The organism is Boudabousia marimammalium (genome assembly GCF_001936115.1).
GTDB lineage: Bacteria > Actinomycetota > Actinomycetes > Actinomycetales > Actinomycetaceae > Boudabousia > Boudabousia marimammalium.
Map to the genome: position 1 here is coordinate 69,639 of NZ_MPDM01000005.1, position 22,740 is coordinate 92,378.

Annotated in this window: 16 protein-coding genes and 1 tRNA gene; 7 read left to right on the plus strand and 10 right to left on the minus strand. The window is 53.4% G+C overall.

Translation table 11 applies throughout. The annotated features are described in order from the left end of the window. Positions 1-24: 24 nt before the first annotated feature. Both BM477_RS05610 and BM477_RS05615 read right to left on the minus strand, forming a co-directional pair. Positions 25-744, minus strand: a complete 720-nt coding sequence (locus BM477_RS05610) for a hypothetical protein (RefSeq protein WP_075361693.1) — start codon at positions 742-744, stop codon at positions 25-27. Between the two features lie 416 nt (positions 745-1,160). Continuing rightward, complete coding sequence (locus BM477_RS05615) at positions 1,161-1,748, minus strand: hypothetical protein (protein ID WP_143230220.1); 588 nt, start codon at positions 1,746-1,748, stop codon at positions 1,161-1,163. Between the two features lie 168 nt (positions 1,749-1,916). Here BM477_RS05615 and BM477_RS05620 point away from each other — a divergent pair, with 168 nt between their 5' ends. Further along, complete coding sequence (locus tag BM477_RS05620; RefSeq protein ID WP_075361695.1) at positions 1,917-2,420, plus strand: single-stranded DNA-binding protein; 504 nt, start codon at positions 1,917-1,919, stop codon at positions 2,418-2,420. Between the two features lie 231 nt (positions 2,421-2,651). Here the strand turns inward: BM477_RS05620 and BM477_RS05625 are convergent, their stop codons facing one another. Continuing rightward, the gene (locus BM477_RS05625; protein WP_158024376.1) at positions 2,652-3,377 is read right to left on the minus strand and encodes a hypothetical protein; all 726 of its coding nucleotides are present in this window, start codon (positions 3,375-3,377) and stop codon (positions 2,652-2,654) included. Between the two features lie 746 nt (positions 3,378-4,123). Here BM477_RS05625 and BM477_RS05630 point away from each other — a divergent pair. Next, positions 4,124-4,825 (plus strand): hypothetical protein, encoded by a 702-nt coding sequence (locus tag BM477_RS05630; RefSeq protein WP_158024378.1) that lies wholly within the window; start codon positions 4,124-4,126, stop codon positions 4,823-4,825. A 68-nt stretch (positions 4,826-4,893) separates the two neighbouring features. Here the strand turns inward: BM477_RS05630 and BM477_RS05635 are convergent, their stop codons facing one another. Continuing rightward, positions 4,894-5,259 (minus strand): hypothetical protein, encoded by a 366-nt coding sequence (locus BM477_RS05635; protein ID WP_075361697.1) that lies wholly within the window; start codon positions 5,257-5,259, stop codon positions 4,894-4,896. 201 nt (positions 5,260-5,460) lie between these two features. Here BM477_RS05635 and BM477_RS05640 point away from each other — a divergent pair, with 201 nt between their 5' ends. Together BM477_RS05640 and BM477_RS05645 are read left to right on the plus strand one after the other, a co-directional pair. Then, on the plus strand, positions 5,461-5,838 hold the full coding sequence (locus BM477_RS05640; RefSeq protein ID WP_075361698.1) for a hypothetical protein: 378 nt from the start codon (positions 5,461-5,463) through the stop codon (positions 5,836-5,838). A gap of 450 nt (positions 5,839-6,288) precedes the next feature. Next, on the plus strand, positions 6,289-6,588 hold the full coding sequence (locus BM477_RS05645) for a TM2 domain-containing protein (RefSeq protein WP_075361699.1): 300 nt from the start codon (positions 6,289-6,291) through the stop codon (positions 6,586-6,588). A gap of 227 nt (positions 6,589-6,815) precedes the next feature. On the opposite strand, the gene BM477_RS05650 is transcribed toward BM477_RS05645, so the two are convergent. Both BM477_RS05650 and BM477_RS05655 read right to left on the minus strand, forming a co-directional pair. Then, a tRNA-Arg gene (locus tag BM477_RS05650) sits at positions 6,816-6,888 on the minus strand. A gap of 295 nt (positions 6,889-7,183) precedes the next feature. Next, positions 7,184-8,380, minus strand: coding sequence for a Gfo/Idh/MocA family protein (locus tag BM477_RS05655; protein WP_075361700.1), 1,197 nt, complete (start codon positions 8,378-8,380; stop codon positions 7,184-7,186). A 224-nt stretch (positions 8,381-8,604) separates the two neighbouring features. On the opposite strand from BM477_RS05655, the gene BM477_RS05660 reads away from it, so the two are divergent. Beyond that, on the plus strand, positions 8,605-9,558 hold the full coding sequence (locus tag BM477_RS05660; protein ID WP_158024380.1) for an SIP domain-containing protein: 954 nt from the start codon (positions 8,605-8,607) through the stop codon (positions 9,556-9,558). Between the two features lie 152 nt (positions 9,559-9,710). On the opposite strand, the gene BM477_RS08440 is transcribed toward BM477_RS05660, so the two are convergent. The 4 genes from BM477_RS08440 to BM477_RS05715 all read right to left on the minus strand — a co-directional run bounded on the left by BM477_RS08440 (position 9,711) and on the right by BM477_RS05715 (position 18,945). Continuing rightward, positions 9,711-15,521 (minus strand): beta-galactosidase, encoded by a 5,811-nt coding sequence (locus tag BM477_RS08440; RefSeq protein ID WP_143230222.1) that lies wholly within the window; start codon positions 15,519-15,521, stop codon positions 9,711-9,713. Positions 15,522-15,724: 203 nt separating this feature from the next. After that, a complete protein-coding gene (locus BM477_RS05705) occupies positions 15,725-17,179 on the minus strand; it encodes an NCS2 family permease (RefSeq protein ID WP_075361703.1) in 1,455 nt (484 codons plus the stop codon). Positions 17,180-17,266: 87 nt separating this feature from the next. Further along, entirely contained in the window at positions 17,267-18,322 is a 1,056-nt protein-coding gene (locus BM477_RS05710) for an inorganic phosphate transporter (RefSeq protein ID WP_075361704.1), read from the minus strand. Between the two features lie 2 nt (positions 18,323-18,324). Further along, the gene (locus BM477_RS05715) at positions 18,325-18,945 is read right to left on the minus strand and encodes a DUF47 domain-containing protein (RefSeq protein WP_245792881.1); all 621 of its coding nucleotides are present in this window, start codon (positions 18,943-18,945) and stop codon (positions 18,325-18,327) included. 319 nt (positions 18,946-19,264) lie between these two features. On the opposite strand from BM477_RS05715, the gene BM477_RS05720 reads away from it, so the two are divergent. Both BM477_RS05720 and BM477_RS05725 read left to right on the plus strand, forming a co-directional pair. After that, the gene (locus tag BM477_RS05720) at positions 19,265-21,010 is read left to right on the plus strand and encodes a TIGR03773 family transporter-associated surface protein (RefSeq protein WP_075361705.1); all 1,746 of its coding nucleotides are present in this window, start codon (positions 19,265-19,267) and stop codon (positions 21,008-21,010) included. A gap of 605 nt (positions 21,011-21,615) precedes the next feature. Further along, positions 21,616-22,740 (plus strand): hypothetical protein, encoded by a 1,125-nt coding sequence (locus BM477_RS05725; RefSeq protein ID WP_075361706.1) that lies wholly within the window; start codon positions 21,616-21,618, stop codon positions 22,738-22,740.

Below are 22,740 nucleotides of genomic sequence, written 5' to 3' on the forward strand. Positions count from 1 at the left end.
ACACTCTGACCGCCCCTAGTACTCTCAGGAAAATCCGTCCCATCCCTCTTCTGCCAAAGTCTCAGCAGTTGCTCGTTCGTGTAACGAGCCGCCGAAAGCAAATGTGGAATCTACATTAATCTCAAGGCTAGAAGTGGCTCTCCATCCGAGCTGCCTAAAATTACCCAATGTGTACTTATTGTGAATCTTAATGAGATTATCTGAAATGTAGCCGGTAGCTATCCTATAGGCTCGGAAATAGCTGTCTCCACTATATAGGCGAGTATCTTTGTCGTGTACAGAAAAAGATATGGAACAGTTTAATGTTGTATCTGCAGAAGGAACGATTACCTCTTTTTCGACTGTAGTTCGTTCAATCCTTGATTCTAAGAGCTTGGCCGGATGCCCTAGCTCTAGCCATCGTTTCAAAGCGGGAAGTGGCTCGGTGAACTTTTCAGCGATAGACAAATCTGGCCACCACACTAAGAATGTACTAAGTGCCTTGGTTTTATGAGGACCCCTTACGCCAGGAGTCTCATACACAAATTCATTCAGATCATCAACAAAGCGGACTCGAGGATTAGGAGTAACGTCACGATACCCCCAATCAACATATTTTGTGGTGCGAACTATGAAATGTGGACCCGCAATCTTAAAAGCATGAGCAATACCGTCATAGATAATTATCCTATTCCCTAGTCTCACAACCGGATCTATAACGAAAGTAATTTTAGGGAGATTATGTTCCTCCAGAGTAATCTCCATAAACAGCTTCCTTAGTTAATCGTGACAGAACCACTATATGATAACCCATTACTGGCCTGGGCTCGCCAACTCTGCCGGCCAGACGGCAGACCGGTAAACGACACTGTAACAGTTTTCCCCCCAGAACCCGAGACAATCTGCGACTGTCCTCCAATCGAGACTGCCACAGACGATGACCCGCCACGAAAAGTCACCGCAAACTTTGCCCCTCCAGATCCATTCGTAGACACTCTAGTGCTAAAGCCCGCATTGCCACTCGAAGATGGTGGAGCGGGTTTTGGCCGAGGAGCCGGCTTAGTTTGCGGCTGCGACTTAGGAACAGGTTTTGGCCGAGGAGCCGACCCAGGTTGAGGTTTAGGTGCAGGATTGGCAGCCGTTTTGCGTTCAGCTTCAACCTGAGCCGCCTGAGCTTGTATCTAAGCTTGCTTTCGTGCAGCTTGCTCTCGCTCCTTTTTCAACGCAGCTTCTGCCGCCTCAGCCCGAGCCACTAGGGCACGTTCATTTCCCGCCCTTTGCTTCTGCCTAAAAACAGTCTCTCCAGGCAAGTATGGGCTAACGCGAAAATCTTCAACTGTTGGACTCGCGGAATGACTGCTCCACCAGTTGAGCCTCGGTACGTCATCCATAAAAAACAACGCTCCACCAGCTGCACCGATAACAACAGCCACCGCAGCAGCGCTCACAACCATACTCTTATGGCTTTTATCCGCTGTAGTGGACTTTGCGTATGTAGTTCCTGGTACCGGCTCGGCGGGGGCCTCTACAGTCATTAATGAGTGAGTGCTGCCATCTGGTTCAATAACCATTTGGGATGCACTGCCATCACTGTCAATAATGGTTACTTCTAAAGCCCGATGAAAATAATCAACCTGCACGCGCCCAGCATCCAGTACAGCCTCGGGCGTAATCTCGCCCGAGATAGTTGCACGCCGCTCCGAAGCAGCGTACACACGAACCTCGTTCGAATCCACAAAGATACGAATCGGTGGCCAATAATTCTCCATACAAACAGGTGGAAAGTGCGCACAAATCAAGAAAGCTGAAGCTTTTGGGGAAAGAGAAAACGAAGTATAGTCACAAACAAGTTGCAGCACATTGCTTAACCCCAGCAACCCCAGCAATGCCGTAAACGCAGGTGTTTACGGTGTACCAACTATTGAAAGGATCTAATCGTGACAGCAACACAAATCAACCTCAACGGGCGTTTGACAAAAGACCCAAAGGTAGACACCACAGGGAAGTACCCAGTCGTTTACTTCACCCTCGCAGTAGCACCCCGGTACTACGACGAGAAAGCAGGGGAGTGGAAAGAAAAACAAGCACAGTTCTACCTCTGCGCAGATAGGCGTAAAGGCAACGCTGCCACAGCGCGGCTACTGCGTAAAGGGATGCCCATCAAGATCGAGGGGCAAACAAGCCAAGCAGTAAAACAAGACGCCAATGGCAACGATGTACGCGAAGTAATCATCAACATCAACGAAATCGACATTGACCTACGCAATATCGAATACTTAATGCCCCAACTCCAAGAAGCGCTAGAACAAGAACAAATAAGCACTGTAGCCCAAGAAACGCCACCTGAGCCAATCTCGGCCGAGCAGGAACTATACGCACGACCTCCACTACCAACCGACTGGCCAGACCCTGCACAGCCAGGGCAATCGCATATGCTCTAGGAAAAAAGAATATGCCCTGGCTCTTGACAGTCGGGGCGTATTCTTTGAGCAATATAGAAGGCCCAAAGCTGCTAGAAAGCTGATCCCCCACCTGAGAGCGAAATACACTAAGCAAATAAGTTGATTGCTTAGTCTAACTAGTGCTATAGTTAAACCAATGGAGAGTGAGTAACCAACCTCGCTATAACCAGAAAAAGTCTGCGGGACATATGCGCCTGTAGGCTTTTTCACTTATAAAGACGGTTTCCTTGAAAGAACCTCGCCAACACGACTAACCGACGATACCCATACTTTTAAGTCGGGATCAATGGACTCAAGCAAAGCAAAAGCGGTTTGCATATTTCTTTCAATATTAGTATTAAACAAATGCTCCATGTGAGAGACGCGATTGCGTAGCAGGTGCAACTCATTTACTCGCCCGAAAGTAATGGCCCCTCTAGTGCTAGTATCGCCTGGGAAAGCAAAGCAGAAACATTCGTCCCAAAGTTGTTCACGGACTTGGTTGCGTCTAACTGAGCTTTGACTGCGAGCTTGCGAGCTGGCAATAGGCAACAAATGCTCCCAAGACCCGAACATGGTTTGAGCTAAAACATCGTCGTGCCCCACCGAGCGGCCTCTTAGACTCGCAACCGCTCTCCTATAGGCACGTTCACGATCATTAGTAACTATCACATCAAGAATGCCCTGTCTCCCGCCCCTTACAATATGACGTCGAGGGTTTACAGGGTCGCGGGGAACCAAGTCAAGTAGCCAATCTTCGGTGCCCGTGTCTTTATACCATTTACGAAGCTCTCGATCCATAGCGTTGCGCAACATTACCTCAGTGATACCCAAAACAGACTGGACAGCTGAAGTAAGCTCTGCATGCCAAACATATAATGCTAGAGCTTTTTTCTTATTCCCATTACACATATCCAAATAAGACTGCATCCTAGCTGGGTGCAGGTACTTTAACACGACGTCTCTAACAGAATCTTTTGACATGCGTGTAGTATCTCACAACAGAAAAGCTAAAAGCAATTAAAGTCACGGTAAACAACAAATCATTAAAATGATTAGGCAATATAAGTCGTAGCATTTGTGGCGACAGCTTAGCGCGATAAGAGTTGTCCCTCGCCACAAATCCTACGAAAATAGGTGGGTTGAGTTTGAATAGGTCGCGGGTTCGATTCCCGCAGTTGGCTCCGGTTACCCCGCTGCTTCATTGAAATGGCGGGGTTTATTGGTTCTGGTGCTTTTGTGTCGACCTCAGTGTGCGGGACTCCCGCTGTCCCACCTGTGCTTGAAACCAAGAAATAAACAGGTGGCGCTCTCGGCCCGCAGTTCAAAGAAGCTAAATCGCGGGGTGGAACGCCACCTCTGTTGGATTCTATATGTGTTTTTCGCCCAAAGCAATGCCAAGAGTTAGATTATAGGGTTCAGATTAAAAGAAGAAATCCCCCGGCCAGCAGTTCAAAGAAGCTAAATCGCGGGACAAGGGGTTGTCTTCACAGTTACTATAGCAAGGAGTTTCGTGTTTCGTCAAATAGTTAAATCGACGGCAAACTCAATAGCAATAGTAAGCATTGTTGGAGGTGTCTGGTTTGTCCATCCGGTCATGGTTTAAGACACAGACTACGGGCCCGTTTCGGGGGAACTTAGCTGTTCGGTTGTCGGGTCGACTGGTTGCGAATCAGGGCTTGAAAAATGCTTTGGATCAAGGCTTGTTTGATCCAGAGTATGCGCTCGATATGTTCTCTGCGCTTAGTGGCATAAGCAATGGGGCAAGTCTTGGCAATCCGGTCAATGGAGTCGAAATTCATGACGCCTATTATGTTTTTCAGCCCAGTATGCTTGATAAAGGGTCTGTTATGCCGGGCATCTTCATTGACTTTAGCGTTATTGATTCTGAGCATACTGGCCCCTTGGGGATTGGCCAAATAGTCTGTGCAGCCTCGGCTGCTATGGAAAGGCTGGGGACTTGGGAGTTGTCCTCTGTAGATTTTTTGATTCCTCAGCAAATGAAACCCCGAACGGAACTTTATCTTAGTTACCATATGGGTCATTTATGGGATGATCTATCTCGCGCTAGCGGTGAAGAATATGCAATAGATTTGCAGGTTAGATCGGGTATTGCAGGCAACCCTGAGTTTAGGAACAATCTGCATGCGCTGCTTGCGCAGGAACCGGATGTGATCAAGGTTGAGCAATCCGCTACCCCTAGCGGCAGCATCATCAATCAGCGAATCCACGATAAAGATTACATGGATGTCTACAAGTCTAAGATGGCGGTGACGGACAATCTAACATTTAAGCTGCCTAGCTGTAAGGCAGCAGACCTTGGGCTCTTAGCAGAGATTGTTTTTCATTGCTACCAAAAGGGCTCCCAAGATGACTCTCTACTTTCCTTTACGATATCGAAATAGGAAACAGCTTATTCTTGCGGAGGGTGAACTCCATGCAAGGATAAGCTGTTTCATGCTTGCTAGGGTAGTCAGCTAGCGCGTGATTGCAACGGCAAACTGGCAGCTAGCGCAACTATGATACCCGCGATGACTGCGATTCCTCCCGCCAGATTGATTGTGGTCAAAGACTGCGGAATCAGGAAAGAAATCAGTCCCGCGAAACTAAGGATTGTGCCCACTCCGTAGATTGCTTTACGTGCTTTGCTGAAGCCACCACGCAGCATGTAAACCAGCCCGGCGATTAGAGCGATGGACAGTAACACAATAAACACTGTTTTCATGGGCACTCCCGGCAACGCCGGTGCGGCATTGTCCAGTAGGAACATGACAGCCAGGACGCCCACAAACGCCAACTGGCTGATGAAAGGTACTCGACTATTGGTCTTGGAATCCATGAGAATTTTCCCTCCAGTGGGAGCCAGTAGAACTTAGGAAAAGAATAGCACCATGTGGAGGAAGCGAAAATGGGTTTGCTGAGTCTTCGCATTAAATTCATTCCAAGGTATGAGAGGTGCCCCCTGTCGCTATGCTAACGTTGCTTTAACTCGGTAAAAAAGTTCTCTAAATCACGTTTGCTGCTGGGAATGAGGTGCAGGATGAAAAATCAGTCAGCCATAATCTGGTATCTGATGTTTTGGCCGTTGGCGGCTGTGTTGCTGTGGGAGGTTTTACCTCTCGGCTTTGTTTTTGCCGCCCTTACGGCAGTAGCGGCCGCGGTGCTGCTGATTAGAGACAAGGCCATGACCGGCTCACATAAAGCCATAGTTTTGGTCTGTTGGGCACTTTCTGTTGCCGCTGTTGTTTTATTCTTCCGTGGCTTCGGCATCGGACTAGATCTTGCCGACGCGGGTCTGCCCCAGCCCTGGTGGATGAGCGGGATTTGGGCTCTGCCCCTGCTGGCCGTCGCTGCTTTCGGGGCGGGCGGCTTCTTGATTTACCGGCTCCGTCCCACTCCAGCTATCGCCTCCAAGTGAGCTGGAAAACCGCTCTGCCTTCTTACGCTGTAGTTGATTGCGTCCCCTCGGTTGGAAATAATAATCATTACATTTACATGGGTATCCCAATTCCATTTCTTAGGTGGATTCTCCCACTCGTTGAGAAGTAGCACAAGGGTTGCTTCAGCAGGAAGTGCCACCCTTTCTGTAAGAGAAACAAGTCTTTTTCATCAAAGCCGATTCGAGTGAGCGCATCAATGTGTTGCAAAGTGCTGTTTTTTGGTTGATTTTGCGACTCACTGGCACAGTTTGCGACACAGCATATTAGGGAAACGCTGATTAGCTGAAATGGGCCTAACTGAAATGGACCCAATCCTAACTGAAATGGACCCAATGTAGAGCACGAAACTTGTTGTAAAATCAAGGTGTTAACCTCTCCTTCTTGGCGCTGAGAGGGTAGCTTGATGAGCATCCAACAGGAGTTACAATATGACGAACCCTAACGGTTACCAGCAAAACTATTACTACATCCAGCCGCAGCAGCCGCTGGTCAACCCTAAATCCCGTGTTGCCGCTGGCCTATTTGGGATTCTGTTAGGCACTTTTGGTATCCACAACTTTTATCTGGGACGAATCGGTTTGGGCCTGGTGCAACTCCTACTGACCGTTCTGTCATTCGGTTTGCTTTCGCCAGTCACCTATATTTGGGGGCTGATCGAGGGCATCCTCTATTTGGCTTCAACGCAGCCGCGCTGGTCCACTGACTCGCGTGGCATTCCTTTGATTTAGGCGATTTCGTGCATCTATGACACAGCTAGCCTAAGTGCACTGATTAGTGATTACCTCAACTAACTAAGCAGTGCTGTAGTCCGGATATACCCACTTCAGATATGGGTCAAGCCACCCCAGAATTGCTACTTCCAGGACCAAAGGGTTACGCTACTTCAGAGTGACAAACCACTGTCCACATAAAAATACGCACATCAGAGAATCGGGTCAATCTGATGTGCGTGGAGCGCGCTCGAAGGGACTCGAACCCCCAACCTTCTGATCCGTAGTCAGATGCTCTATCCATTGAGCTACGAGCGCTTTATTGAGTTTTACCAACGAAGAAAAACTATACGCGGTTACTGGGTTTTACGCAAATTTGCGCAGGTAATGTTCACCACATGTCGCGGGTAGAATCGGCCCCCGTCCCTTGTGTAAACAGCTCAGGGGGCAGATACGCAGTTGTGCCGGGAGCAAAGCACAGCTAAAGCAGTGAGCAGAGTATTCTCCACAATATGGATCTTGTATTTCCCTGCACTCCCGGGACCAATAGGGTAGCAGATAGTGCATGCGCCCGCACTGGGTCGCGCATACCGTTGATGAAAAGGCTGGCGACTTAAGAGATTCGCTGCTGATTACTTTCAAAATATTTCCGAAGCTTTGCCGGCGGTGCACTAATGTGTCGTGGAGTTGACCCCTGACGCAGCGAGTCAGTCGCGGCAATCCCTGCGGCCACCGCATGCCAAGCCCCCAGCGGGGAAGTATCTGTTGAATCGCCATAACGCACGAATCTGATGAACTCATCCACCGTCAACTGATCCGCATCATTATGTCCCTGAGCGTCACCCACAATCGGATATTGCCTATCCCCATCTGGATTATAGTAGGTGCGCTGATTCCACACCCGGATGACCCCGCCCTCGCTGTCGCCAAAGTTTTCCAGCCTACCCTCGGTACCAATCACGGTATAGTTACGCCAATAATCAGGCGAGTAATGGCACTGCTCATAGGAGGCGAAAACACCGGACTCCAGACGCAATAGCATCATGGATAAGTCTTCAACATCAATCACATCCGCTAAGCCAGTTTGCGATAAAGGCGGCCAATTATCCAAGCTATGCCACTCCGACATGAGTTTATCGCCCTGCCCGCCACGCGCAGTGACCTGATTGTAAACAGTGAGGCCACCCATGCCGACAACCTGCTCCGTGTAGGAGCCCGCCAACCAGTGCATCACATCAATATCGTGCGCGGCCTTCTGCAACAGCAGCCCATTCACATGACGGCGTTGCGAATGCCAATCCTTAAAATAGAAATCCCCGCCCGAGCCCACAAAATGGCGGCACCATATGGCTTTCACCTCACCAATCTCACCGCGCTGAATAATTTGGCGCATCTGCCGCACCACATTCATATGTCGCATATTGTGGCCGACATAAAGGCGTGTTCCGCTCCGGTAGGCGGCTTCCAGGATCTCATTGGCGCCCGTCAAAGTAATTGCTAAGGGCTTCTCCAAATACACTGGAATCCCCGCTTCCAGCAGCTGCACGGTCACTGTATCATGCGTGTCATCGGGCGAGGTCACAAAGGCAACATCCACCCCAGCGGAAATCATCTCAGGCACGGTCTGATACCAAGGGACTTCCCGTCCCAGTCGCAGCTTCATCCGTCGCGGCGTATCCGGGCTGGGATCAACCACCGCGACGATTTTCCCGCGATTAGCCGCTGTTTCAGCTTTCAAAGCCAAATGTGAGCGCGCCCCAGCGCCGACAACTCCAACTCTAAGGGTTGGTGCAACGTTATTCGCGGTCATTATTAGTCCTTTATCCTGTAGCGGAGGCTGGTGCGGCCTGCATCAAGCAGGCTAAAAATAGGTTACCAACGTAGCTGGACATTTACGGTGAACCATCCCGACAATCCCGCAGCGTGTAATCTGGGAGCATGGTTTTGACGAATTTTGGGTTGGCAACACCCTGTAAAGTCGTTCGGGTACAGCGCCTAACCCGTATTTTTCAGCGGGTTTGGTTGCGTTCCCACGTGACTGGCGAGACTGATTATGTACCTTTGGAACTGGGAGAACCCTCGGGGCCATTGCGACCTGTGAGACTGCTGGTTCCGGAGAATGTGGGAAGTACCCAAGTGGTGCCGCGACTTTACCTGATGTCTGCGATACGGGCGCAATCTGAAGGGCAAATCAGAGAGTTCGCGGTTGATGTGGTGGTACACGACAATCTGGCGCGTTTTGGGGTGACCGGGATTGCTAACGAGGGTGAGCAGGCTACGGAAGCCGGAGCAGGAGCTAAGGACGTCACCTTCCTCTCGCCTGAGGATGCCGGAATGAGTGCCGCTGCGGCCAGTACGCTTACCCCTAATCCGATGATGTCTAGCGGGACTCTATTGAGCGGATTGCCTGTCGGGGAGCTACCCCCAGCGGTAATTTCCGCGGACGATGTGGAGGCCGGTCCAGGTGCACGCTGGGCGGCGACCGTGCAGGTGGGGGACCAAATTTTGGCGCAGTTTCCGGCAGCCGAGGAAGAGCTACTTTACTATTGTCCCGATAGCGCGAAGCAGGTAGTGTTGGTGGCCGATCCTGCTGGTCTGCCTGCCGTGGAGCAACTGGTTAATGCGGAGCGGGAGGCGGGTACAGGGCGGAAACTCATCGTCATTGGGCAGGTTCCACATAAGGCCGATCGGCGTGTGCTAGCAGGGGCCGAGGTTTTTTGGGTGTTACCCGGGATGGATCTGGTGGCGACAGTGGCGGAGCGACTGAACGCGCTGGCGGAGACGACAAAAATAAAGCCGGTGGAAAGCACCCTAGCGGAGAAGACATCAGCAGGAGAAACTGACGATGCCACTGACATCTACATTTGGGCAGCTTTGGAAGATAGTGTTGCCGCACGCTTAGAACAGGAAGTTCTACAACCGTGCGACTGGTGTGGAAAGAAGTCTGATGTGCATGTTTTCTGGTGCTCCACCGAGGTATCTTCATGATTGCCTGCTTGAGTTCAGCTTCATTTGGCTAATTTGAAGGAGAAATCCTTGCGGGGAAGATTTTCTGTGGTCAAGTGACACGAAAGTTTAGACAATTTGTTTGGGCCCATCCGGAGAGGATGGGCCCAAACTTGTAGGTTATCTAGTTGCGATTAGCCTAGAGTCTTCTTCCGGCGAAGGAGGAAGACGCCAGCGGCCGCAAGCAGACCAGCCAAGACGGCAGCCGAAGTGGTTGCCACGCCGGTCTTAGACAAGCTGCCCTTGCCAGAGCCTGAACCGCCAACACCACCGCCAGCACCACCCGGAGAAGGCTCAACAGTCTTCTCCACGGTCGGCGTGCCGGCCTCAGCTGCGTGCACAGCCCAAGGAAGCTCAAGTACCTGAGCAGCACCATTCACCAAGGTCAGCTTCAGAGTATGCGCACCAGGCACAAACTTCGCGGCAGTCTCAGCACTGATATCCAGCTTCGCCCGCCCGTTACTGACCGTTACAGTACCCAGCTCAACCGGAATAGAGTGAAGCGCAACCTTCCACTCAGACCCCTCAGCAGCATTAGTGAAGACAAACACCAACGAAGTAGCCTTACCCTGAGTGAAAGAGTTAGCAGGCATGCCATTAGCAAAGACCTTCACACTCACCTCAGCAGGGGACTCGGTCGTCGGTTCCACTGAAGGTTCAACCGAAGGTTCCACGGTGGGCTCAGTCGTGGGTTCCACGGTCGGTTCGACAGTCGGCTCCACGGTAGGTTCCACTGTGGGCTCGGTGGTGGGTTCCACGGTCGGCTCGGTGGTGGGTTCCACGGTGGGCTCGACGGTAGGTTCCATGGTCGGCTCCACTGTGGGTTCGACGGTCGGTTCCACGGTGGGTTCCACAGTCGGCTCCGGTGACGGGGTAGGTGCCGCTGCGGTGACTAACGGTACGTTCAAACCATAGAGTCCAGGGTAGCCTACGTGAAGAGTCATCTTCCCAGCCGCGTCAGCAGGAACCGTGAAAGTGACTGCCGCATCAGAGCCAGTAACTTCATGTGCGGATACCAAGGTCGGGCCGTTATCTCCTGCGTCGCGGACTCCGAAGAAGCTAAAGAATCCAGCAGTCGTAGTTGTCGGCTCCTTGAGCAGCCACAGAGTCAGCTTTGTCGGATCAGGCAGCCCTTCGGTCGGAAGACCAGTGACAGAGACGGATACTTCCTCACCGGCAGCTACCTGCAAAGTGCCGGAGGCTTCGCCAGCTTCCGTGTCAGTGACATTACCGGCAGCAGATGTCGCGGTCACCCGAATGGCGTCACCGCCACACTTGCCCACGACGCGGATCTCAGCGGCGCCAGCGTGAGGCTGACCATTGAGAGCGTTCTTCGCGACGAACTTGACGAAGCGTCCCGCTACCGGCTGGCTGAACTCGATGGCCTGAGTTGCCGCAGTGTCAGCCAAACGACCGGTTGCCACTGCTTCACCCCAGCTACCATCAGCGCCAGTTTCAGAAACGAATACATCGTAATCGCCGACACGGGTGTTAATCATGTTCTGACGACCCTGGTATTCCAAGCCGGTCAGCAGACAGGTCTGCGGGGTTTGCAAGGAAATCCAGTGCGGGAACGGGTCATTCGCGCCCAACCAGCGAGTGTGCCAGAAAGTGCTCAAATCGCCATCAACCGCGTGGATTGCGTGACCGTTGTTAGCGCCTTCACCACTGGCCTCCTCAGAGTCGAAGCCCGCCACAGTGACGCCCTCGATTGCGCTACCCTTGTGGATTTCAGGTTTAGCCAAGACAGCCAAATCAGTAGTAGCTGAGCGGGCACCCTGACGGGCCTTCAGCTGCCACACGTTGGAGTCCACATCCTCGGGAACAGTAACCTCAACGGAGCCAGCAGCTTCCGTGCTCGGAGTAATCGCGCCCAAGTAGGTGTCTCCCAGCAGCAGGCTGGTACGGACGGAAGGACGGAAACCAGTGATGTTCACGGTGACCTTCTCACCCGCGCGAACCGCCGGAGCGGAAACCGCTACGGTAGCCTCCACGGAATCATCCCAACCGTCATCCTCCAACTGATCCACAATCGGGGGAGTGCGCATAGCCTCAGTCCCAACCATGACATCTGCTGCGGTCGCAACCGGAGCCAAGCTGTGGTTGAAAGCAACCTCAAGGTGAGCTCCTTCCGGACCCATACCAGCTTCCTTCGCGACCACTGCCAGCGCGACAGTGTTCTTGCCACGCATATTCAGGTACTGCGACGGGATAGTGAAGGACTTCTGCGGACCAATATCGCCCACATACACGCCAGTGTTGTGTCCGTTCACAAAGACAATGACCTGAGAGCGATCAGCGCGTCCCGCGTCGAAACGTGCCGAATCCAAAGTCAGCTTCAAACCAGTGTCCTGAGTGGTCGGGATATCCAGGTTGAAATCTGAACGGTACCAGGTCACGCCCGGGCCGTCATTATGCAGGTCCTCAGTCGGGAGCCAGCCGGTGGTCGGATGGGTCGGATCCATCCAGTTGGCCAGTTCACCGTGCAGACCGCCGTAGTTGTACAGCGTGAACTTGCTGTCCGCCTGGGCGACAGTTGCACCATTCGCGCGCCATTCAATGGCGCCTTCAGCAGGCAAGACAGCATCCTTCAGGCCACGGTTCTGGCGGGAAAGACCATTATCGGACCAGTCCAGGTTATGACCCAGGTTGTTCACCAAGACGGAAACCACAGCTTCCTCGCCCGCGGTGAGGGAGCCAGCCGGAACCGGAACATCCACCCAGCTGCCGCTGGCAGGGTAGGCGCCAGCATAGTTGCCGTTCACCCAAACCTGCATGAACGCGGGGTTACGGCCATGTCCGGGAACGCCAGAGCCGCCATTGCCCTGCAAACGAATCTGGTTGCCGCTCGAAGCTGTGAAGTGAGCGCGATACCAGACGGAACCCTGGTAGAACTCATAATGGTTCGAATCCAGTACTACCGAGCTACGCGTAGGACGCTGCTGAGACTGTGAGGCAGTGGTGTCAGCCAGCACCTTCCAGTCAGTGTCAACGAAATCAGCATTCGCTTCTGGGGCGCCTTCACGCTTCACCCAGGTGAGCTCTGGCAGAGTCACGCTGGCGGGGGCCGAGGTGGTGCCGGTGTAGCGGCCGTCAGTTCCGGTCAGCTCAGCGCCATTCCAGGTCACCGCGGTGATGCCGGCCGGAGCCAAAACCTCAATGTCCTGAGCGGTAGCAGAGGAACCAGAAATCTTCGCGGTCGTGCCATCGAACTTCACGGTCCGGGCCAAGTCTGCGCCTTCAATCGCGATCGCATCATTGCCGGAGCCGCGTGCACCCTCGACAATCCACACGTGCTTCGCGTAATCGCGGCTAATCACGCGGACAGTCAACGGGTTCAAACCGGAGCCTGCCGGGGTGATCTTGACGTCCTGCGGGGCAGTGGCGTAGTTGAAGTTCAGACGCAGTTCGTTCTTCTCAGCGTTCCAAGTGGATTCAGCGCCGGTCACAGTGGGCTCAGCATCGTAGGTGAATACCATTTCGCCTGCGTCACCCTCGGTACCGGTCACGTACTGCACCATGCCGCCATCAACAGTCAACGGAGCGTTGAACAGTTCAGCGGTGGAGTAGTACAGCTTGTGCTGGCCAATCATGGTGTCGGCGACTAGGTTCAGAGCGTCGCGGCCATGAATGGTGAGGGAAGTGCCTTCCTTCTGCGGAATCCGCAGCCAGCCGATCTCACCGGTCGGGATGGTCTCCTCTACCGGCGGGTTCTCATAAATACGGATGGAGTCCAAAGCTACCCAAACATCAGAGGAGCCAGGGAACGCAGTACCATCAACGGTGATGCGAACCGTGTGGTCGCCCTTCTCCAAGTCCTGCTTGGAGAACAGCACCTTACGCGGTTGGGCGTTGCCGGTGACCTCTTCATGGTTCTTACCTACCTCAACACCATCAACCGTAATGGTGGCGGTGCCATGGTTCTCAGAGTAGGGGGCAAGCCATTCGAAACCGGTGCCGTTGAAGCTGAACTCAACGTAGTCGCCAGCGTTCTTCGAGTAGGACTCATCGCCATTCAAGTCAGCTTGCGTCCATGGCTTACCGGAGTGATGTAGCCAGCCGTTACCATGGTAGGTGAAGAAGGACATGTCAGCGTCGTTGTGCTCGGTGTACTGGGCGGGAGTGAACTTGCCCAAGACGTTGAAAGCGTCAATCTCCACATCGGTGCCGCCGGACTGCTCGCGCTTTTCACCCAGCACCTTCACTACCACAGTGTGGGTTTCCTTGGACAGGCCGGTAATCACCGCGGTCTTCTGCTGGTAGGGCTTGTTCTGCTCGGTTTCAGTGTATGCGTCAAAAGTGCCCTTGTTGACGCCGTCCACTAGCACCTGGAAACGGCCCGCATTGGTGGAGGTCGGGGTAATGACCTCAATGCCGGTGCCAGAGAAAGTGTAGCTGACCGTGTCATTGGCAGTGTTGGAGCGCTTAAACGCACCCTCGTAGGCGCTCACGTCGCTCACTTCGGTCCAGGTGCCCGTGTAGGTGACCTCGGAGGCTGCGTTATCGGAGGTGAAACCAGTTTCCGCTGCTGCCGGGGTGCCGAGGGAGAGCCCGAAAGTGAAATTCGTGTTGTTAGTGGAGTTTGAGTTATTCAAACGGAAACCCAGGTAGCGGGCGCCATTGCCGGTGGCCGAGGGTGTACCCTCAGCGTGACGCTGGTATGCCTTAACTGAGCCGGAGCTTTGCACATCCGGTGCGGCGACAGGATTCGCCTGAGTCAAAGCCGGGAAGGCCTTCTGGAAGTAGCCTACTTCCTTCTGGGCTAGGAACTTGTCCGTGATTCCGCGATCTTCAGTGATAGCTGCCCCGTAATCGTAGCTGGTGAAGCCAGAAGCGGGAGCTCCGGTCCAACCCCAGTTGGTGCCACCGTAAATCATGTAGTAGGCGAAAGCCGTAACGCCGTTACCGATATTAGTGGTGCCCCACTGACGAATGAAGTTGGGATCAACAAAACGACCACACTGGTCGGGGTTAAAGTTAGCGCCCCACGGCGTGAAGGCACCACCTTGACCTTCCACAATGAACTGCGGGGCGTCGGGTTCATGGCGGCGGAAGTTATCTTCCGTATCAGAGATTGCGCCGCGGTTGGCGCCACAGTTGAAGCGTAGCGGGTAGGAGTCGTAGGCGTAGAAATCGAGGCCGGCAGCTTCGGAGTTGGCGAGGAAGCCGTTCAGACCATAGTCGTTATTGAATAGCGGCACGTCAATACCATCTGCACGAACCGAGTCTGCCAGGTTCTTCACAAAGGAGGTGTAATTATTGTTCGGGACCTCGTTTTCCACCTGGTAGAGGATGAGACTGCCCTTGCCTTGGGTGATCAAGTGTTCTTTAGCCACCTGGTTGAAAGCATGCAGCCATGCTTTGGACTGCTCTGCGTAGAGGTTGGAACGCAAGGAAGCGCCATCCTTATTCACCATGTATGAGGGCAGGCCGCCCATGGAAACCTCGGCGTTAATGTACGGGCCGGGGCGGGCAATAATGTAAAGACCTTCTTCTGCGGCCATGCGCATCAGTTTGTCAATGTTCTTGACCCCGGTCTCAAAGTCGTAGGGGCCACCTTCAGTGGTCTGGTGTAGGCCCCAGAAGAAGTAGAGGGAGACGGCATTGAAGCCGGCCGCCCGCATCTTCTGGAACAGGTCACGCCAGTGCTCAGGTGAAGGCATGCGCCAGTAATGGAATTCGCCAGCGTACAGGTTGATTCGTTGCTCATCAATCTTGAACGCGTTTTTATCGAAAGTAACCGTGTGCGGCTGGCCATCGTTGCCGGGGAAAGCAACTGTTCCTTGAGGAACGGCGAATGCTGCGGGGGCAGCTCCGCTAGGGGTGTTTTCATCTGCGTAGGCAGTATTCATACTTACCATCCCAGTGAAAGCAAGCGCCGAAACGCAAACCGCAGCAACGGCTTGTTTCGTACGGCGCCAAGTGTAGTTAGGGGTCTTATTCATGTTATCCAACTTCCTTGTCGGCTTGTTTGACAGACTCAAGCTTTCTCATTGTACAGGTAGGACAAGTCAGGAATCAATGAATAATGTTGCTCAATTTATGGCTGAAATGAGCATAAAGTTAATCGTCCCGGACATCATTTCAGTGTCCGGGACGAAAGTCCACCCTTGGGGAAAGAGGATGGATTTATTTTAGCTAAGCTCTATCAGGCACCCAAGGCACGTTGGACCGGTCCAAGCACGAAGTACAGAATGAAGAGAATCGAAACAATCCACATCAGCGGATGGATTTCTTTCAGCTTGCCCTTGCCCAACTTGATGACGAAGAAGGACACGATGCCCATACCGATACCCACGGTAATGGAGTAAGAGAAAGGCATGAAACCTATGGTCAAGAATGCGGGAATAGCGATCTCCGGATCTTTCCAGTTGATTTCGGAAACCTGCATCATCATCAAGAAACCGACGAACACCAAAGCGGTGGATGCCGCTTCCGAAGGAACGATTTCCACAATCGGGGCCAGGAAGGTGGCCAGCAGGAAGAGAATGCCGGTGAATACGGAGGAAAGACCGGTGCGCGCACCTTCACCAACGCCAGCGGAAGACTCTACGTAAGCGGTATTGGAGGAGACGCCGCCCAGACCGCCGACAACAGCGGAGAGGGAATCGACCAGCAAGATAGCCCTAGAGTGTTCCGGGTTGCCATCTTCGTCCAGCAGGTCTGCCTCAGCGCCGATAGCGACCATGGTGCCCATGGTGTCGAAGAAGTCAGCGAGCATGAGGCTGAAGATTAGGAGTAGCACGGCAAGGAAGCCGAGCTTGTGGAAAGCGCCAAAGAAGGAAATCTGGCCCAGCGTAGAGAAATCAGGAATCGCCACAATGCCATGCTCGAAAGCGGGGATGGTTAAGCCCCAGCCTGTGGGAACTGCTTCGGACTTGTTGGGCAGATGTACGAAGTACTGAACGATTACCGCCACGATAGTGGATGAGAAGATGCCAATCAAGATGGCGCCGCGAACTTTGCGGACATACAGGACGATGGTGACAACCAAGCCAATCACGAAGATGAGGGCCGGCCAGCCATCTAACGAACCATGAATACCTAGCTCAACCGGGGTGCCGGCGGCGGGACGAACAATGCCTGCATTGACCAGGCCAATGAAAGCAATAAACATGCCGATGCCGACAGAAATGGCAATCTTGAGCTGAGTCGGAATCGCCTTGAAGACCGCGTTACGGAAGCCGGTCAGAACCAAGATGGTGATGAGGACGCCTTCCCAGAAGATTAGGCCCATGGCTTCTTGGAAGCTGAGGCCTAGGCCGAGGCACAGAGTGAAAGCCACCATGGCGTTGAGTCCCATACCGGCAGCCATAGCTAGGGGGAAGTTAGCAACTACACCCATCAGGATGGTCATGATGCCAGCAACCAAAGCGGTACCCGCGGCGATGGCCGACGGGCTGATACCTACGGCTTCAGCAGGAATTGCAAGAATAATAGGGTTGAGGACCAGAATATAGGCCATTGCGAAGAAAGTGACTAGGCCACCTCGCAGTTCGGCGCCAATGGAGGAGCCTCGTTCGGTGATTTTAAACTTTCGATCGAGGAAGCTCAAAGTAGCCTTCGATTCTTGATCGTTCGTGAGTGTCTTAACCGTTTTCACGAATTATTCCTTTGTGTCGGCACGTTTTCGCGTGCGGGGCGACGCACCCCCGGTTTTGGGGGTGCACTCTGGTGCCGAGGGGGTGTCTTAGAGGATAATCAAGCTGACTAACCAGAAAGTCACCGCTGCCACGGCGGCTGCTGCCGGAATAGTTAGGAACCATCCGATAACAATATCCTTCGCCACATTCCATTTAACTGCCTTCATCGACTTGGTAGCGCCTGCTCCCATAATCGCGGAGGTAATGGTGTGGGTAGTGGAAATCGGGGAGTGGGTGATGAAAGCTGTCACGTAAAGAACGCCAGCAGCAACGGTTTCAGCGGCGAAACCACGTGCCGGATCCAGTTCAATCATCTTTCTACCCAGAGTGCGCATAATGCGCCAGCCACCAGAATAGGTGCCCAAGGAAATAGCTAGAGCGGAAGCAATCTTTACTTCCCACGGAATCACTAGAGAGTCGTCCGCATCTAGGAGATTCCAGTGTTCGGCGTAGCCGCCGGCAACCAGTGCCATAACAATTACGCCCATAGTTTTTTGTGCGTCCTGCAGGCCGTGGCCTAGTGCCATGGCGGCAGCGGAGATGGTCTGTAGAATGCGGAAACGACGCATGGTGCGGTGGTAGGGGCGGTTCTTCAGGGCCCACAGCAAAATCATCATGAACCCGTAGGCGAGGAGGAAACCAACCACCGGTGAAGCGAACATCGGGATGATGACCTTTTCACCAATTCCAGCCCATTCGACCTGAGTGCTAGACGCAAGACCAGCGCCAACCAAGCCGCCGATGAGTGCATGTGAAGAAGAAGAGGGAAGACCAAACCACCAAGTGATGAGGTTCCAGACGATGGCTCCAATGAGAGCGCCTAAAACAATGGTAAGACCAAGCAACTGCAAAGACTCATCGGAAGATTCCGCGAACTGTTTGACATCAATGATGCCGTCACCAATAGTTTTTGCGACCTCGGTGCCCAGCAGTGCGCCAATCACGTTCATGACTGCGGCCATCAGTAAGGCCACGCGCGGGGTTAGGGCGCGGGTGGAAACCGAGGTAGCGATTGCGTTGGCAGCGTCATGAAATCCGTTAGTGTAATCGAAGCCTAAGGCAATAACTATGACCGCAATAACGAGAGCCAGCGTCAGTGTCACGATTAAGACTCCTTGAAGGAGACTGCTTCGACCGTGTTGGCGAGGTATTCAAACTTGTCCATCGCCTTTTCCAAGGTCTCCACAATGTCCTTGAGTTTGATTACTTCAAGCGGGTCCATGCCGGAGTCGAAGATATCGGCCAACGCTTTGCGGTAGAGCTTGTCTCCCTCGTTCTCAAGGCGGTTAATCTCAACCCAGTAATCGCGCAGGCTTTCAGGTTTGCGTAGCGCTGGCATGCCCTCCGCGGTGAGTTCGCAGCAACGCTGTAGCAGCTCAATCTGGCTGAGCACAATCGCGGGGACGGTCTGGATCTTGTACAGAGTGATTAAATCGCCAGCTTCGTCCATGTAGTCCATGCAGTCGTCTAGAGCGCGAGAAAGGCTAGAAATGTCTTCACGGTCTAGAGGGGTAACAAAGCTAGCGTTGAGCTTGTTGTTGAGTAGGTGACGCGTTTGATCCGCTGACTGTTCTACGCTGTGAAGCTGGTCGCGGAGAGCGGGCCGTTCTTCGACCGGAGCTCCGACAAGTTGGTTCAACAATTTGATTCCGTCAAGCAAATGCATTGCGGACTGTGTGAACATCTCGAAAAAGGCGTTGTCTGATGACTTGAAGTTGATACCCACTGGGTGTCTCCTCGTGATCTTGGTACAGAATCCATACTCATTGTAGAGCGAATCACAGATTTTGCTCAGTGTTTAACTGCAGTTCATCTTAAATCGCAGTGACTTGTAGACCTTTACTTGTTATATCTAAGTTGTGTGGGTTGAAAATGCGCCGTTAGTGGATGAGGATTTATGTTTAATGGGAATGGGTCGCAACAATAGTTAAGTGGAACGCTCTGTTTGTGTTGCCAAATTTTTCACATTGACGAGGGTGGAGAACGGTTATAAAGTTATAGCCATAATGGTAATGATTATCAGTGTCTAAGTTAGAGGTGTTTTCGTGCTTACCTCACGTTTTCTGAAAGGCCTTTCAGCCTCCCTAGTGGCAGCTTGTGCTCTTGTCCTGACAGTGCCGATTACTGCCGCAACTGCGGCCGGAGAGCTCCGCCTGGATTCCGGCCACGCCGATATCTTCAATGTTGTGGCGCAAGGGGATCAGCTGCGGTTGAATCTGAAAGAAGATATTACGGGGTCGCATGTGACACACGCCCCCGAATCGGTTCAATTGGTGGTCAAGGAGGAGGCCTTTACCCAGCAAACCAAGAGTTTGCCGCAGATTGGCGTCCCCGGCTACCATCTTGCCCAAACAGCGGTTGAAGGAATGCTCTGGCCCGGTTGGGATACCTCACAGGTAGCCACCCAAGGCTTCAAGGTGATCGATATTGAATTTGCAGAAGTAAGCGGTGCCGGCAGGGTTTGGCTCTTTGGTGACGGCAACCTAAGTGGTTTCCAGCCGCTCCTGAAAAACGGTGGATTTGAGCTCAAGACCGGCTCTGTCCGTCAGCAGGCTTTCCCTGCCCACACGCATGCCCACTGGGTATTTGAAAAGCCCGGCACCTACATCATGAAGGTGAAGGCTAGCGGTGAGAAGAATGGTCAGTCCCATACCTCTAATACCGCAACCTACACCTGGAAGGTCGGCAAGGCTCCAGCACCAAAGCCCCCGGTTGTTGAGATAACTCCAGACAAGCCAGCGGTGTCGCCAGAGGCAAGCCCGGTAGCTACCGCGGAAACACCCGCCTCCCCCGAGCCGACAGTTGAAAGGGTGATGACTGCTGAGACTCCTGAAGATGCGCCAGAGAACTCATCGACCGGCCCCGCCGAAACTGGAGATGCGGGACAGGTTGCAGCAAGCCCGGAGAATCTAGCTCCAGCTCAAACACAACAGCCGAAGGTTGCGCAGGCACCGGCTGAGGCCCCGCAGGTCTGCTTCGCTCACAAGAGCACCAAAACTGGCAAGGCTCTGACGCCGAAGCTAAAGGATGACCGATCCACTCCGGCGGCCATGCGCAACCCGGCCAGCCTTAGCTTCGTAATTGGTGAAGCCGGCAAGACCAAGACGAACCAGCCGGTTGGCTCCATCCCCGCCGGACAGACCGTGTGGATGATTGGTAGTACGCAGGTGGCAAATGTGCCGTGGTTAGGTGCAAACACTATGTCTGAATCTCTGCTCCACCAAACCACCGGGAAAGTGACCTGGACACTCAACTCCTTCAGTGGCCCCGGTAAGATGGAAGTTTTCACCTCAGGAAACTTCGGTACCATTGTGGGCAGCCACTGGTTCTCAAATGCAGGTGGTTCCGTCACCATTCCGCGCAACACGCACGTGCACCCCAACTGGGTATTCTCTGCTCCCGGCACCTACCGTGTTGGTATCACCCAGACTACCCGTGGCAATAATGGAGAGAAACTAACCGGAAGTACGACACTCACTTTCAAAGTTGGTGGCGGATCAGGTATCACCTCCGGACACTTTGACCTCGGTGCAGTAGTTAGCGACAATCGGGTTGAGGTTGTGAACTGGCGTGACGCGGCTGGTAATCCGTGCGTTCCTTCAGAGCTGGATCAAAAACGCGCCGGAATTGCATACGTCGGGCAAGGCTCTCAGCTTGTTGAGTACGGAAAAGGTGGCTTGGCGAAGACCGGTGCGCCCTCGTCAACTAACGCAGTTATCTTCGGAGGTGCGCTGTTCCTAGCAGGCTTGACCCTGCTGGCATCGCGCCGCCGTAACCTGAAGCAACTCTAAGACAAGTCAGCCAACCCAAAACGGCAAGATTACTTTCACTTTTAGATTTCGGTAAACATGCGGTACAGTGATACCCCAAGTCTTGCTGCTGAAGCAGTTTAGCTTCGGTCAGAATTTTCTACTGGGGGTGGAAATCTGGCCACCGAAAAGCTACCTGCATTAGCAGCATCGAGGTGAAAGGACTTGTCCTCCAAGATGCGGCTCCTGCATCTTGTGGCCTCACTCTTGCGCCCTTAGGCCGTCAGCAATGACGAAAGCCTAAGGGTGCAAGGGGTTTTAAGAGATAAAAATAGGTCTAGACATAGAAGAGCACTGGACCGAAAAGCGCCTGTCGGCGCTGAGGCCGCTCGAAGCGGCTAAAGGTGGAGCCCGGGGCTATTCAATCCAGTGCCCTCTCAGTATACGCATGATGAAGCGCGGATTGCTAGCGGGTGAAAAAATAACCGATTTGGAAAAAGCCATTTTGCACAACCAGTGCAAAACCTGACAAAATTGGGGAACCCTTCGGAATCGTGCGCAAACTATGAGATAATTAGATGTCTGTGCGGCGTGCCAAGTGGCGGTTTTATAACACATTGTGGCACTATCCTAGAGTGAGTGACAGCATGGCCCAAGAACCAGAGCAGACCGGCTCCAAGATGAGCGACAGGTCCGTTGCTGAGACTCCGCAACCCGAAACTGTGCATCCCCTAGATAAATCTGTGCAATATCGAAGGCAACGACCTGCTACAGGGGAAATTGGAGTATATCTAGAGCACGAAGCGAATGCGCGGTCATGGGTGAAGATTCCCACTGCCGCATGGCTGACAGTAATCGCTAGTTCCTTACTCGCCCTCTTTGTGATTCTGGGAGTCTTCTTACACCGCGACATTCTCACGGTAGTCGCCCTCGCCGCTGCCGCCTTGGTATCAGTCGGATTGCCGCGCACAGTCGGCGCCCCCGCAGCCCGCTGCTCCAGTGCTGTTGCCCTAGTTTTCTCCTTGACTTCCGTTATCACTGTCCGCATCCTCGACGACCTCTACATCGCCGGTATTATTTGTGCGCTTTCCGTAGTGGGGGCCTTCCTCGCTGAGATGATGCGTAAAGATGGTCGCACCCGTCTAGTTGACTCAATCTCCGCTACGGTCCTCACCACGGTAGCGGCAACCTGCGCCGTCGCCCTCGTCGGGCTTGCACCGCAATCTTCCTGGCAACTCGCCCTGATGGGTGCTGCTATCTGCGTGGCGCTTTCCGCCTTGACTTTCCAGATTATGCGCCTGTTCTGGCCCGACGCTTCTGACGCGGCTGAAGCCTTGCGCACCTATGAGGTAGATACTGCTCGCTGGGTGCCCAACACCTGGAGCCTGGAAGGCAGCGATGAATACACCGCCGTTCAGGCTGTCACCTACTACTGGATGCTCACTGAAACCGCGCGCACCTTCGCAGTCATTATCACCGGCGTGATTGGGGCGCTAGCCGCCGGACTCATGTATGCGGCAGATTTGCTGACCGGTCAGACCCTTGGGGTGATGGTCAGGATTTCAGACATCCTGGGCATCACCGCCATCGGCCCGATCCTAATTGGTCTGGGCGCAGGTCTGCTTAGTGGCGCAGTGGTGCAGCTGGGCAACCGCATTGTGCGGCCCACCAACCCGCGCGTCTCCCTCTGGGGTGCCATCGCTTGGGGAGTGCTTCCCGCCATCTGCATGGCACTTCCCACCTATGCTCTAGTTCGCCTCTCCGGGGCTTAA